17 protein-coding genes and 1 pseudogene are annotated in these 13,493 nt (G+C 37.4%); 10 read left to right on the top strand and 8 right to left on the bottom strand.

Going from position 1 to position 13,493, the window contains the following annotated elements:
- Positions 1-4 precede the first annotated feature (4 nt).
- From KUH03_RS00615 to KUH03_RS00605, 3 genes are all read right to left on the bottom strand, one after another.
- Positions 5-220 carry an AraC family transcriptional regulator gene (locus tag KUH03_RS00615; RefSeq protein ID WP_257091090.1) on the bottom strand — a complete coding sequence of 72 codons (216 nt, stop codon included), beginning with the start codon at positions 218-220 and terminating at the stop codon, positions 5-7.
- Positions 217-843 carry a DUF6597 domain-containing transcriptional factor gene (locus tag KUH03_RS00610; protein WP_257091089.1) on the bottom strand — a complete coding sequence of 209 codons (627 nt, stop codon included), beginning with the start codon at positions 841-843 and terminating at the stop codon, positions 217-219. The genes KUH03_RS00615 and KUH03_RS00610 overlap by 4 nt, the downstream gene beginning before the upstream one ends.
- Positions 844-936: 93 nt before the next feature.
- The gene (locus KUH03_RS00605; protein ID WP_257091088.1) at positions 937-1,737 is read right to left on the bottom strand and encodes a DNA alkylation repair protein; all 801 of its coding nucleotides are present in this window, start codon (positions 1,735-1,737) and stop codon (positions 937-939) included.
- 179 nt (positions 1,738-1,916) lie between these two features.
- On the opposite strand from KUH03_RS00605, the gene KUH03_RS00600 reads away from it, so the two are divergent.
- Positions 1,917-2,249, top strand: a complete 333-nt coding sequence (locus KUH03_RS00600) for a helix-turn-helix domain-containing protein (RefSeq protein ID WP_306429913.1) — start codon at positions 1,917-1,919, stop codon at positions 2,247-2,249.
- Between the two features lie 139 nt (positions 2,250-2,388).
- On the opposite strand, the gene KUH03_RS00595 is transcribed toward KUH03_RS00600, so the two are convergent.
- On the bottom strand, positions 2,389-2,592 hold the full coding sequence (locus tag KUH03_RS00595) for a hypothetical protein (protein ID WP_257091087.1): 204 nt from the start codon (positions 2,590-2,592) through the stop codon (positions 2,389-2,391).
- A 438-nt stretch (positions 2,593-3,030) separates the two neighbouring features.
- On the opposite strand from KUH03_RS00595, the gene KUH03_RS00590 reads away from it, so the two are divergent.
- Entirely contained in the window at positions 3,031-3,195 is a 165-nt protein-coding gene (locus KUH03_RS00590; RefSeq protein ID WP_257091086.1) for a hypothetical protein, read from the top strand.
- 105 nt (positions 3,196-3,300) lie between these two features.
- Here KUH03_RS00590 and KUH03_RS00585 read toward each other — a convergent pair whose 3' ends face one another.
- Positions 3,301-4,884: an outer membrane beta-barrel family protein gene (locus tag KUH03_RS00585; RefSeq protein ID WP_257091085.1), complete on the bottom strand. Its 1,584-nt coding sequence runs from the start codon at positions 4,882-4,884 to the stop codon at positions 3,301-3,303.
- 317 nt (positions 4,885-5,201) lie between these two features.
- Entirely contained in the window at positions 5,202-5,711 is a 510-nt protein-coding gene (locus tag KUH03_RS00580) for a hypothetical protein (protein ID WP_257091084.1), read from the bottom strand.
- A 533-nt stretch (positions 5,712-6,244) separates the two neighbouring features.
- Here KUH03_RS00580 and KUH03_RS00575 point away from each other — a divergent pair.
- The 8 genes from KUH03_RS00575 (at position 6,245) to KUH03_RS00540 (ending at position 10,275) form a co-directional block, all read left to right on the top strand.
- Entirely contained in the window at positions 6,245-6,556 is a 312-nt protein-coding gene (locus KUH03_RS00575; protein WP_257091083.1) for a hypothetical protein, read from the top strand.
- Between the two features lie 368 nt (positions 6,557-6,924).
- A complete protein-coding gene (locus KUH03_RS00570; RefSeq protein ID WP_257091082.1) occupies positions 6,925-7,395 on the top strand; it encodes a hypothetical protein in 471 nt (156 codons plus the stop codon).
- Complete coding sequence (locus KUH03_RS00565) at positions 7,377-7,718, top strand: hypothetical protein (RefSeq protein WP_257091081.1); 342 nt, start codon at positions 7,377-7,379, stop codon at positions 7,716-7,718. The genes KUH03_RS00570 and KUH03_RS00565 overlap by 19 nt, the downstream gene beginning before the upstream one ends.
- Positions 7,719-7,723: 5 nt before the next feature.
- Positions 7,724-8,347 (top strand): hypothetical protein, encoded by a 624-nt coding sequence (locus KUH03_RS00560; protein ID WP_257091080.1) that lies wholly within the window; start codon positions 7,724-7,726, stop codon positions 8,345-8,347.
- A gap of 14 nt (positions 8,348-8,361) precedes the next feature.
- Positions 8,362-8,709, top strand: coding sequence for a hypothetical protein (locus tag KUH03_RS00555; protein ID WP_257091079.1), 348 nt, complete (start codon positions 8,362-8,364; stop codon positions 8,707-8,709).
- The gene (locus KUH03_RS00550) at positions 8,703-8,927 is read left to right on the top strand and encodes a hypothetical protein (RefSeq protein ID WP_257091078.1); all 225 of its coding nucleotides are present in this window, start codon (positions 8,703-8,705) and stop codon (positions 8,925-8,927) included. Before KUH03_RS00555 ends, KUH03_RS00550 begins: the two co-directional genes overlap by 7 nt.
- Positions 8,928-9,076: 149 nt before the next feature.
- Positions 9,077-9,460 (top strand): hypothetical protein, encoded by a 384-nt coding sequence (locus tag KUH03_RS00545; RefSeq protein ID WP_257091077.1) that lies wholly within the window; start codon positions 9,077-9,079, stop codon positions 9,458-9,460.
- Between the two features lie 143 nt (positions 9,461-9,603).
- Entirely contained in the window at positions 9,604-10,275 is a 672-nt protein-coding gene (locus KUH03_RS00540; RefSeq protein WP_257091076.1) for a DKNYY domain-containing protein, read from the top strand.
- Between the two features lie 18 nt (positions 10,276-10,293).
- On the opposite strand, the gene KUH03_RS00535 is transcribed toward KUH03_RS00540, so the two are convergent.
- Entirely contained in the window at positions 10,294-10,908 is a 615-nt protein-coding gene (locus tag KUH03_RS00535; protein ID WP_257091075.1) for a hypothetical protein, read from the bottom strand.
- A gap of 1,084 nt (positions 10,909-11,992) precedes the next feature.
- Positions 11,993-13,369, bottom strand: a pseudogene (mnmE, locus tag KUH03_RS00530) (tRNA uridine-5-carboxymethylaminomethyl(34) synthesis GTPase MnmE).
- Between the last annotated feature and the right edge of the window lie 124 nt (positions 13,370-13,493).

Genomic DNA, 13,493 nt, shown 5'->3' with positions numbered 1-13,493 from the left:
GTTGTTAAGATAAATTGTACAAATCCGACAAACGATCAGGCAAGGCTTGGAGCTCCATAAAATTGATTGCCAGTCTGCTTGTATTGTTCAAATATATGGATGGTGTAAAACCAGTATATTTTTTAAATGTCCTGATGAGATGAGATTGATCAAAATACCCGCTTTCGTAGGAGATGGTCGTCAGTGTTGTACCATCAGGTTTATTGCGAAGTAACTTCAAAAAGAAATGGAGTTGGACAATGCTTCCGAATTTTTGGGACTCATACCGACCTGTTCGGCAAATAACCGTTCCATCTGCCGCTCATTATGACCACTGAGTTTGAGTAATTCTTCCACAGAGAGGAGCCCTTTGTGGTCGGTAATACATTTTAATACGTTAGAAAAGCAGGTCTGACCTGGCGATTTGTGTTGAATGGCGAGTGTATAAAAGAAGGTGTTTAATGCATTTAATTTAGCTGTTGGATACTTGCAGTACATAAGCTGATCGTAAAGCCGGTCTGCTGACTGTCCAAAGATATCCTTTAAGCCAATGATTTGATCTCTTAGCTCATGTGCCGGTATACCCAGTAATTTGTAGAGACCATCGGGTTGAAATACAACAATAATAAAGGAAATGCGTTCGACTACACAGAGATCTTTAAAATGACTGATCTGACCATACAAAAATGACTGCGGGAGATGATCGTTTCGGTTGATGGATAATCGGCCTTGATTCAAAAGAAATACCATTCCTGTATTGCCGTCCGAGAATAAGCGTAGCGTTTTTTGCGAATCGGCAGCGCTTTCCAAAAAGAGGTAGTGTTTGATGTAAGGCAATAATTCTTTTGGCGGGAGTATCTGCATGGCCTAATCCGTGAGTTGATGTATACCAAATGTACATATTTCCTGTTGTATGAAAAATTAAAAATGATTTGATATTTAGCGTTATCTGTCGTCTCAACTGAGGTTTCTGATCGCTCGCTTTACGATGTATATGGTTTCTTTACTTTTACTTTCTCTTTCCCATCTGGTACATAATTCTTTAACAAATAACGGACAGGTCTTGGCGGCGTCATTCAGCCAATTGGCCACGCTATTTTGCACATATCGGGATGGATCGGACTTCAAGGCTTCCAATATTGATAAGGCGATGGCGGGATTTTGTTTTAACGCATCAATATGTGCAGACCATACACCTCTGGGCCGTATAGCCTCTGAAGCAAAGCGCCTAATATTTTCATCGACGTTGTTGGTCCATTCGGTAAGAATATAAATGCTTTCTTGCAAGTTGCTGCTTATTTTTTCTCGTACGGCTAGCCAGCTGATTTCTCGAACACCAAAATGTTGGTCAGCAGCAAACTGTTGTATCCGGTTTAGTGTTTCGGAGGTACTTAGATCCTTATTTTTCCCAACAGTATATGCGGCCCAACAACGAACCAGATCAGCAGGATGAAGCGATATCGTCTGGAGGAAAACAGCGTCGTTTTGCTGCGTGATCTGTTCAAGAAGTCCGGTTCCGATGGCTTCATTGATGCTGTTAACAGTCTGTTTTTTTAACTGGTTAATTCTTTTCAATATAGGCTTAAGATAGGCTGTCCGATCATGCTGTGTGAGTAGATGGTTTAGCAAAACAGGTTGGTCTACGGCTAGCCATTCGACAAGATTGGCAGTTTCAATCTCGCCCTTGTTCAATTGTTCCAGAATAGATACTGGTATCTCACTTGTTTTTCGTGCACCTGTTCGTTTTGGTTTTGACAACTTTTTGCTGAATTTTTATTTAATACTGGCATATCCTCTTGTCTATTTTTCATATTTATTCCTAATCTTTGCAAAGATTCGAAAGTTAATCCATAAGTACAATAACGCATAAAATTGTCACTATGGGCTAAAAAAAGTCAACATTATGAAAAAAACGGATAGAGCCATAGAAGAAAAAAATATGCCCATTAGAATTTGCAGTCAATGCGATCAGTGGGAAATGGAAAATTCCGATTGTCTGGCGTATCAATCAGGGTGAAAAGCGTCCAAGCGAAATGTTGCGTGGTATTGTTAAAGTAGATCGGCGTGTATTGAATCAACAGCTAAAGGAGCTGGAGCGTGACGGAATACTTCGCAAGGAGGTCTTTAAAGAGCTGCCCCCGCGGGTAGAATATACACTGACACCGCTAGGTAAAAGTCTGGTAGAGGTGCTCTGGAAATTAAACGACTGGGGTGAATCGCTTTTAGTTGAAAAAATGATTCTCACTGTTAAAAGCCTACTCATTCTATGATCGATAGTGGGCCATATTGTTCCAATACATCACGTACTTAGTTTCTATAGTCGTTACAGCGATCTATACAGCTACAAAATTGCAATTTAGTCCTTCTTGGATTGGCGCGATTTGAGTTCTTGGTTGATCTGTATATTATTCACATAAATCGGTATAAACACACAAAATAAGGAAGCTGCAATACCTGAAAGAGCGTACTTTTTGTTTTAAAGGAGAGGTAGACCAAAACTACAATAGCTATAAACATGACAACACCAAAAGATATCATGACTCCAATGGACTGTTTTTTCTTTTTGTTTAACTCCTCGTTGGTCAATTGAGATAAAACTTTATTCTCTGGCATGGTTCAATTGTGTTAGGGTTTATAAAGAAGGGTTATATACTTCTCTTGTTAGAAACAAATTTAAATAAATTTTTGACCCTATCAAGTTTTTTTGATGCCGGTGGTAAAGCTAGATAAGAGCTGCTTTTCAAGGCTGAATCTTTGGGTTGCCGGGAATATAAGGGTATAAATGATAGAAGGGAAGGAAAAAATAAAAATTATCAAACGCTTGGTCAACTTTGTTGTTCTTTTATTTAACTAGTCTAGGGACTGGATGTTGTGAATTTCTATTTAAGTATTCATAATAGTAATGGCCAGATAAGGAATAGTATAAATAACCATAATAAAGAAAGAAATGAAATCAGCGAAATACATTGTGCTCAGTTTTCTCGAAAGTCTGAATAAAGAAGATTTTACTGCTGCATATGAATTATTGGATAGTGATATGGTGTTCGAGGGGTGCTTGGGAGTCGGCATACTGCAGATCATTATATTGCGGATATGAAGAAAATGAAGTTTAAATACAATATTAAAGAAGTAATGACAAATGGTAATCATGTGGCTATCTTCTATAACATTGATATGGGGGAATGGAGATCTTTAGTGCAGGCTGGTATCAAGTAGAAAACGAGCTGATCCTGAAGATAAAGGTTGTCTTTGATCCACGGCCGCTTCTGAAAGATAAATAGCTTGACTCAAGAGTTTGTGAATCCAAACTCTTGAGTCAAGCTATTCGGCCCTTCGTTTGAGATCGTCGGCGGCACCTGTTTTTCGAGACTGTCCTGTTTTGGTGGATCCAAAATTATAGCTATAGGACAACATCACAACGCGGGGTTCTCTTCTGCTTTTAAAATTTTCTTTGTAATCATTGTAGACAGTCACTCCCTTTATGGTATTGCTGTTGAATAGATCACTTAGGGCGAGCTTCAAGGTGTTTTTGTCCCTAAATTTCTTTTGTAACCCGATATTGAGATACCAATAAGGGTCAATACGGACGAAGGCATATACTTCGGTAGCTTTATAATTGGCCGCTAATTCGGCGACGAAATTTTTACCCAATTTAAGGGTATGGAGGCTATTCATGTCGAGGGTAAAATTGCCAATATTATTGATCTGTGTCCCTGAGACGTTTCCTGTATATGAACCGTAATAGAAGTTTGCACTATTGTTTATATCCCACCAATTGGTCGGCTTGATCGGTAGAATGAGATTCAGAGAGTAATAGGATGCTGATTTTAGGTTCTCTTCTGTCTGAACGGTGATATTTTCCCCATTTTCGATTACGGGTTTTATGACAGTCGTGATATTGTTGCTTATTTTGCTATAACTCAGGGTGGCTATATATCTACTTTTGAAACTATAGGTGAGTTCATAGTTTTGCGATGTTTGTGCATTTAGATCGGGGTTGCCAACACGATATGTTGTCGCATTAATATAGTATTTAAAGGGGTTGAGCTGTTGATAATTAGGACGGTTGATGCGACGGCTGAGATTGACTTCGAGATTATGATCTGTTGTGAACTCATAGGAAAAAACGGCACTTGGAAATAGCTGAGTGTATTGCCTTTTATTAATTTGTGCAGTGGTTAGTTGTGTTCCTGTCACATCGGTTTTTTCAATACGTAGACCTAATACGGTTTTCAGCTTATTCCATTTTTTTGATACATTACCGTAGGCTGCGTAGATGTGCTCCTGGTAGATGTAATGATTCGATTTATTGGTGTCCCTTACAGCAGGCGAGGTACTATGATTATAAAATTCAATATCGTTATCTGATTTAACGTAACTCGTTTTAAAGCCGGCTTCCAGTTTGAGGTTTTTAGGGAAGATCTTAATCCAGTCGCTTTTTAGTGCATAGATGTTCAAACCGCCATCAGTCTTTCCTCTCAAGATATAGGGTATACCTATAGGTTCATCTTCGTTGTTGTTGGTTTTGGTATCAAAACTTTGGTTCGATGTATTGACATAGCGAATGAAATCTATATCCGTGCTAAGTTCGGACCCCAGTGTATCCATACTGTATTTATGATTGAGATTAGCAGAGATATTTTTCAAGGTATTGGCCGTTTGACTTAAGGTGACGGTATGACTGAGTGGCTGATCGTTGGGACCTAGGATGGCCGTTTTGCTATCCCCACGTGGTTTAAAGACATTACTTGTGAAGCTGACAGATGCACCCAGTAGGTTTTTTTCAGTTAGATTGTAATCGAAGCCGATTTTACCGTTATGGTTACGGGTATTGAACTTAAAGAAATTGTCCTGTAGGTATGTTTTCTCTAAATTGCCTTCCGTGTAAAACTTTCGATCGATCATGAGCTCGTTAAATGCTTTGCGATAAGCAAAATTATAATTGGCAAAGAGGTTGAGCTTATTATTACGATGGTTGATATTAAAACTGTTGTTATTTTTAACGTATCTACCTGCACCTAACGCTGTAGAAAAGCTTCCGTTGGTTCCCTTATTTGTTCCTTTTTTTAGTTTTATATTAATAATGGCAGTTCCGGCAGCGTCATATTTTGCAGATGGGTTGGTGATGAGTTCAATTTTGTCAATCGCAGATGCGGGGAGTCCGCGGAGGTAATTGGCTAGCTCATCGCCGGTAAGTGGTGAGTTTTTCCCATCAATCTGTATTAAAATATTATTTTTCCCCGTAAAATAACGTTGTCATTCCCATCTATTGTAACACCAGGTGCTTTTCCCAGTATTTCTAACACAGATCCACCCGTATTTTGAAGACTACTTTCTACATTTAAGATCATTTTACCGTCATGTCGTTCAATAAAAGGACGTGATTTGTTGATGACGACGGTCTCCAGTCGTTGTTCGTTTATCCGAATTTCAGGTAAACCTATATCATGGTCCGTCACTTGAATGACCTCCGAATTGTAGAGGTCTGATTGACCACGACGAATTTTGAAGTAATAAGCTCCTTTGCTAAGGGCATCAAATCGAAACTCACCTTGCTGATTGGGAAATTCAGTTCTGATCAGCTTAGCCTCTGCATTGAATAGGTTAATTTCCAGTGAGGCAATTTCTGTGGTCGCTATTTTTCCAGATAATATAAAGTCATTTCTCTGAACCTGTTGTGCCATGATCTTGGTTGCCGATACAGACAGTAGCAAGGTTATGAATATGATCAAAATGCAACTTGCTTTCGAATGGTTGAGCATGATCATGTGGAGGTTTCGTTGAATTCGCATTTTTATATTTCTATCAACGTTGTATGTCTACTCCGTTAGTTGTATGTCGTATAAGCTAGTATTATGTTGCAGGATAATATGGTGTAAGTTTGGAATATCTCTCTTGCAATATTTTTTTGAATGTACGAATGGCTCCTGTTGTCATTACAAACAATTACGATTCGCCGAGATTGACTTAAGATTCGTTTCGTGTTGACCGAAAATAACTTGATATCTTTGATTCGGCAGTTGTTCATTTATTATTCAGGGGATTGAGGCCTTTCTTGTTAAAGATCTTTCTTTGAAAGTTAATGGATTGGAACAGTAATTTGTGCTATTTCGGATAATAGGATAGAAATCACTAAAGCATAACAGATAGTGGGTATAACAGAAATATTTGTGGTCATACTGTGCATTGGAATTGTCGGCTTAGTTGCTGGCATAATTTTGATGTTATTGTATTTTGCTCTTACGCTTTTACCAGAAAAGAGCTTTTGGGAAAATTTGATTGCAAAGCTTTTACCATAGCATATTATGTACTGCAGATAGGTATGATAATATTTCTGCTGGCGCTAGCGGGCATGACTGCCAGTATGGCTATTGACGGACTAGGAATGGGCGAATATAAGTTGAGGTTTAGCAAAACAGGTGGTGGGTATACAATGATCAAGTGGACTACCAGACCTATACGATTTGCTTTTCAGACTGTTGTTTTTATAGGTTTTCTATTATGCTCATCTATCTTTCAATTAAACAGATTCGATCTATTTCAAAGAAAAGATGATTTTTTAAGCGTCCTTGAATGAGACTTATTTTTATTATTATTGGCGGAATAGCAGGTGTTTTGTTTTCTTTTTGGGATACCATGGTTAGTTACTCCGATACGGCTCCAATTGACGATCAGTTTGGGCTAGCAATTATTTCATGGCCTTTCTTTTTAATCAAAACACTTATTTATCTATGTATGGGATCATTTTTTTGTTGGTTGATCAGTTTGGTCTTTAGAAGAAATTTACCAGAATGAGATTATACGGATAATGATGAGGCCATAGCGAATAATAAATATCTGCTAACGAATTATAAAATAACCTTATACACTACAAAAATCAACTGTATATTGCTGGAAAACTAATCTGGTATGAAGTGGATATTTTGCATATTGATTTTTGTGATAATGGAAACGAATGCAGCGTTTGCCCAAGCTTCTTTAAAGAGTGGTGTATACGAATTTACTGATATTACTTCGCCTGATACCCTTGGAAAGGGAAGAGAGAATTTGCTAAACTTTGAAAAGAAAACCATCAGAAGAACACTTATTGTATCAAATGATACGATCTGCTATCAGATTGGAGAGCATACACAAACACCTGCAGCCAGTTTTGGAATACAAGCAGATTATCGTTTGAAACTTAGATATCGCAATAATGGATTCAGTGCGGAAAGCAAGACTGTCAAATTGAAGCTTGTTATCCTAAATGATGAGATTATTACCGTAGAGGTTTTAGCGGGAAAGGCCAACTACTTTTATAGTGGCGGTCAATATTTTAAACGTGTAATTGCAATTCCATTTGAAAGAAAAACATTGATTTTTAAACGGAGATTGACACCTCAAGATATTGAAAAGCTATGGGAGCAAGAGCAATAAAGAATAATGTAGGAATTAACATCCTCAAAGTCGTCCAAGTTATTCTTGGAGGGATCTATATTCTGGTTATTCTGTTTTACCTTGGCCTTATTGTACCTGAATACCTTGCTTGTGTCGGTTGCGATACCGAAGGTGCAATGGGAACTGATATTTGGGGTGATTCCGTGCAATGTTTTGGCGATAGTAAGGTCTTTGGTCAGGTTTTGTTTGATCTGTCCACCGTGATTATCGTCGGGCTTTCTGTTATATTAAGTCTCCTATTCCTTTGGCGGAATTTAATAGCTAAGAATCAGGATCGAACTAAAAACCTCGGCAAACAATAAGTGTTATGAAAAGAGTCTTCATATTTATTTTAGCGGTTAGTACCTTCTTGCAATCTTGTCGTTATAAAACACAAGATCATGTCAAAGAAGGGGTAGTTCCAACAACAAAGGAAGCCGTAATACAACTTGATAGCCTAAACAAGGCTGATACTTCAATTCGCTCTTTTATTGGTCTAACAACTACCGATATTGACTTGTCAAAGATGCATGAATGCTTGGGAGTAATGTTATCCGAAAATGCATTGAAAGATAAGTATGCACTTGCGCAGTATTCCGCTATCATCGATCATTGCCAACACGGACAAAGCAAATTTGTCATTGAACGATTTCTGCGTCATGATGCGAATGGTAGATCTGTGTTTTTGATTGTGGATGAACTGGATGTGGTGGCCAACTATCCGGCAATCTGCTTTGGGAATTTCCGATTGGCAATCGAAGATGACAGAGAGGAAAACTATATCGTAGCGTTTTATAATAATGATAGTGAGAAGATTACTCAAATAAGCAGGATATGGCGTATTGACTTAGAAAAGGAAAAGTTTGTGGAAATTAGCAAACCTAAGGATTTGATATTAACTAATCCTGATTATGTTGAATCAGATGAAGATCCAGCATTTACATTCCCTTAACAGGGGAAAAGGCTTTGGACTTTATTGTCGATCCTACTGTTTTTGAGATTCAATATGAAACAAAAGGAGATTTAAATGCGGATGGTCTGTCTGATATCGTGATGGTGCGAAGAGATAAAACAAATAAAATGGCGATCAGATCAATCTTGGTACTACTTCAGAATAAAGACAAATCTTATCGTTTGGACAAAATTTCGAACCTCCTCATGCCGGTTGAATTTAATAAGGATGGATCAAAAATATATGGAACAGAGGATATTAATATCGTAAATGGCGAGCTTCACCTTAATTTCTATGGGCTTGCTGGTGTGCAGGGCAATATTTGGGGCATTTTAAATATTTTGGGGATGATCTGGTGTTGACTTATGTAGAGACTTATAATGTGGGTGCTGGCTCTTGGCAATCGCTTTACTATGATGTGGTAAAAGGAGAATTGACGGAGGAAATAACGGATACAACAAAGGAAGAGATGCCTGTCAAAACTAAGATATTTAAGATGAAAAAGGAGAAATATTTATTTGAAAATAGTTCGTTGGATGGGGTTATGGAAGCCTCTTATAAAATAGTCAATAACAATTAATGGAAATTGCCAACAAAATGTATATTAAATCATATTTAGTGATAAAGAAGGCTATATGTATTAAAAAAATTAGCATAGGGTTATCTATAACATTTTTCTTTTGGATAGACAGTTTAACCGAAAATATTTATTCTATTATCTTAATGATTATGGAAAATGAAAGCAATGGTAGTATAGATCGAAATCATGGGAGCTATGGTGTTATGATAAAGAAAAGTGTTGTTATTGTTTTGGCCGCTATGACTATTTTAATCTGTGGTTGGCTCATCCTTGGTCTGGTGAGCTCTTTGGATATTCCGTCCAATAAAAATGATCAGTTTGCAAGTGAGCAAAAGTGGCGGGTGGATCAACGGAGCGATATCGATTCCTGCGAAAAACAAATTATTAAAAATCAAATAGATCTGAAGCGTGCTAATGAAAGGCAGATTTCGGGGCGGGCTTTTCAAACACAAATATTAGCTCTTTTGATCATTGTATTGCAATTGATATTGATCGTTTTCGTGATATTGATACGCCGGAAGCCCTATTCTTGATAAAAGACTTCCTAATATGAAATTATTGAAATTTATATTTGTGGTGGTGATACTATTGGCATGTATTTTTTGCCTGATTTCATTTTTTGAAGCCGATACCATATTCCAACAGCTGCGGTGAGGATAATCTATACCGATATCGCATGGGAATCTATCAGATAGATACGAATATTATTAAAGAAAAGAAACTGAAGAAACTTGGTGGGCTATTGTCCTTTGCTGGAATACAGGATATTGGGTGCCCTAATGAGAAGGATAGACAGCGGGACAAAATGCTTGCACAAGCTATTGATAGCACAAATAGGAGCTTAAAATGGAGGCTTTTGAAAGATGATCTATGGATTAATAAAAATGGAGATATCGGATTAAAGGAAATGATCCCTGTTGGAAATGAAGGTATTACTTTTGTTGATAGTTATCTTACAAGAATGGGCTTTAATACAGAAGAACCATTGCATGCTATTATTGATACTAGTACCTTTCAAAAGCTAAACAGTGCATTTTATAAAGATAAAAAACATATTTATCGCTATTATGCAATGGCTTATGGCGGAAGCTTTTCTACTTTTGAAGAAGCTGATCAGGCAACTTTTGTAGCACTTGGTGATTGTTATGCTAAAGATAAAAGGCATATCTATGAGAATCGCCAAGGTATTTTGGATCATGTAGACTATAAGACCTTTAAAGTAAAAAGTACGATGTCCGGTTGTTTTGCCAAAGATAAAGATGGCTATTTGTCCTGGGGTGATCGGATTACAGAGGAGGATCTCAATGATGAATATGTAAAACAGGCGATTAGCGAATTGGATAAATAATACAGTGAGCTCATATTACTATTTGATCTTCTTTATCAGGTATAACCGGTTGCGTTGATTGGTGAAAAGTTGATAGTTTAAAGCTGGATTTGAATAGAAACTGTATACCTTAAATTGTTCGGTATTTTCAAAGGAAAGCGCCCCAATATTCTTATTGTTTATTTCAATTTTTGACCAATGCCATTCCTCATCCAAGTATAACTTATCTTTAAATTTCAGTGTATCATTGTCTACAATCAGCTGCGAAAATAAATATCCCTGCCATGCATCCCCACGGTCATATTCTCCAGTTTTAGCATCATGTCGATCGCGCATACGTTGTACTTTTTGATAATATACAGATCTGATATTTGGAGGGGGAGCATTATCGGACGGTTCAAGTTGATCTTCTTCCCATTGACCAAAAAGATCATTAACGAGATTACCTTTTGGCTCTATCTTGTAAGGGAAATATTCCTCATCTGAAAAGTTCTCATAAAATGTATACCATTTATCGTTTATTAAATAGGTTATCTTATAATAAGAGCCAGCGTATTCATTATTACGATCAGAATGATAAACGGGGTTGACATCAGATAGGTCGCTTCCTTTTCTATTTCTGTTAATTTCTGACGCTGCTGATCTCTTGACCATTTTAAGTCTTCATTGAATATCTCGATCGTCTTTCTTATCGTATCACCGCGTAACGGCCAGTTCCGAAAATAGTTTTTAGAAACATTAATCAGATAGCCCTCAAATAAAACTTCTTTATCATCATCGCTATCCTGCCGAAAAGAATAGTGATCTATCTGATTGCCATTTTTGTCAAGCTTGCAAAAATCATGGATGGTTGGAAAAGGATCATTTGTATGTTGTGGACTTGTTGTGCTGTGTATAATTAATTCATTATTTTGGGTCAACAATTGATAAACAGGATTGTCACTTGCTATAAACAGATCTATTTCATGTTTGCCAAATGTGTTTTTTTGAGTTGTTGATATCCACATATTTTTCATACTCTTTTGGCAATTTTGAGAAATTGAATGCATTCTCCAACCTAATATCAACATTAAAAATTCCATTTACATAGATGAAAAAGCAAGCGAGCAGCAAACATCCGAGTAGAAAGTACTTTAGTTGACTCCCACCTTTCAGGAGGATAAAGACATAGAAGAACACCCAGCTAAGAACAAATACAATGGGGAAAATATAATATAGTTTAATTCGTTATTACCAGGTAGGGGTAGTGTATAAAAACCAATGACATAGAGTGCCATAAATATTAAACATACCCAAAAAGATTTTAATAGAATACCCTTTCTAGGGCGCTCTGTTCCTTTATTCAAGTGCTCCAATATAATAACTGAGTTAAGTCTATTTTCTGTCTTCTAAGGTAAATAATTGCCTCATCATAGACAAGTGTTGAGGGTGGAAATCGCTTCTCCATTGGTTAAACCGTAAAGGATAATACTTGGAAATATGACAATGAGCCCCGACACCATGTAGACCATTTTTTAATCGCTATTTGTCCAGTCTTGTTCAATAATTGATTCCGGCCTTAAGCAGCTATCATTATTTTTGCTAACTCAATAGCATTCAAGAAATATGCGATGTGTTTTATGAATATCTTCTTTCTGTGGAAAGAAAAGTCAAAGAAGTCGTGAATGTTTCCTTTTCTTGTAAGTAAAAGGAAACATTCAATACCTTGTTTGGGCTGCCAAAGGTTATTATAATATAGTTACTTTCCGATACAGAATTTGGAAAAGATATTATCGAGTAAATCATCTGTAGACACACTGCCTGTGATCTCTCCAAGGTGATATAAGGCTTGACGGATATCCATAGCTAGGAAATCTGAAGTAACCGGATTATCAATACCGAATAATACGCGCTCCAGAGAATCGGATGTCTTTTGCAAGGCTTCTACATGTCGGATGTTAGTTACCATGACATCGTCTGTATTTAAATTTCCCAGCTGTACTCTGTTGATCAGTTCATCCTTCAATTCTTCTACGCCTATCTGCTCTTTTGCTGAAATATAAAGCGGATTGAGCGGTTCATATTCTGCTTTTTGTTTGTCAGATAATAAATCAGATTTATTGATGATGGTCAAAAATGGAATTTGAAGATTTTTAATTTCTAACAACTGTGATTGAACGTCATCTATTTTATCTTGCATTGGATCAAAAAGATAGATAATCAATCTCGCCTGTTTCATTTTTTTCGCGTGTACGCTCAACTCCCTTCGCTTCGATGATATCTGCCGTCTCGCGAATACCCGCTGTATCTATAAACCGGAAGGTCACACCATGGATATTAATTTCATCTTCAATAGTATCACGTGTAGTCCCGGCGATGTCCGAGACAATGGCACGTTCCTCGTTTAAGAAAGCATTCAATAGGGTTGATTTACCTACATTTGGTTTCCCGCAATGACTACAGGTACACCATTTTTTAACACATTTCCTTGTTCAAAAGACTGAACCAGTTTTTGAACAATTACTTTATTTTATTGATTAGATTTTTGAGCTGATCTCTATTCGCAAATTCTACGTCTTCCTCTGAAAAATCCAATTCTAGTTCAATAAGGGATGCAAAGTGGATCAGGTCTTCACGGAGGGATTTAAGCTGATTGGAAAATCCGCCGCGCATCTGCTGCATGGCAATTTGATGGGATGCTGCCGAATTGGAAGCAATTAAATCGGCTACAGCTTCGGCTTGTGAAAGATCCATTCCACCGTTGAGGAAAGCGCGAAGCGTAAATTCACCAGCACGGGCAGCTCGAGCTCCCTTTTGATGAGCAAACTAATAATACGCTCAATAATATATTTGGAATTGTGTGTAGAGATTTCTACAGAATTTTCTTTTGTGTAAGAGTTTGGAGCTACAAAAGGGATACGAGCACTTCATCTATAATCTCTTCTCCATCGCGAATGGTTCCAAAATGAATGGTATGGGAGGCTTGCTGGAGCAGATCTTTACCCTTGAAAATGTCGTTGGTGATTTTAATAGCCTGTTGACCTGAAACGCGAATTACAGCAATCGCACCATTGGCACCAGCCGATGTCGCCAATGCGACAATTGTATCTTCAGTAATATAACCTGTATTGGACATGCTGCAAAGATACGTTAAATTGGCTGGAATGAAAGTGCATAAATATCCCAGCAAATTAAATTTTCGATGGGGAATTAAACCTTTGTTTAGACACGCATGTCATACCAATAGAAACGCTTATAAA

It is taken from the genome of Sphingobacterium sp. E70 (genome assembly GCF_019285695.1).
In the GTDB taxonomy this organism is placed as follows: Bacteria; Bacteroidota; Bacteroidia; order Sphingobacteriales; family Sphingobacteriaceae; genus Sphingobacterium; species Sphingobacterium detergens.
The sequence above is the reverse complement of the archived record's forward strand: the minus strand, read 5'-3'. Positions and strand labels throughout refer to the sequence as shown.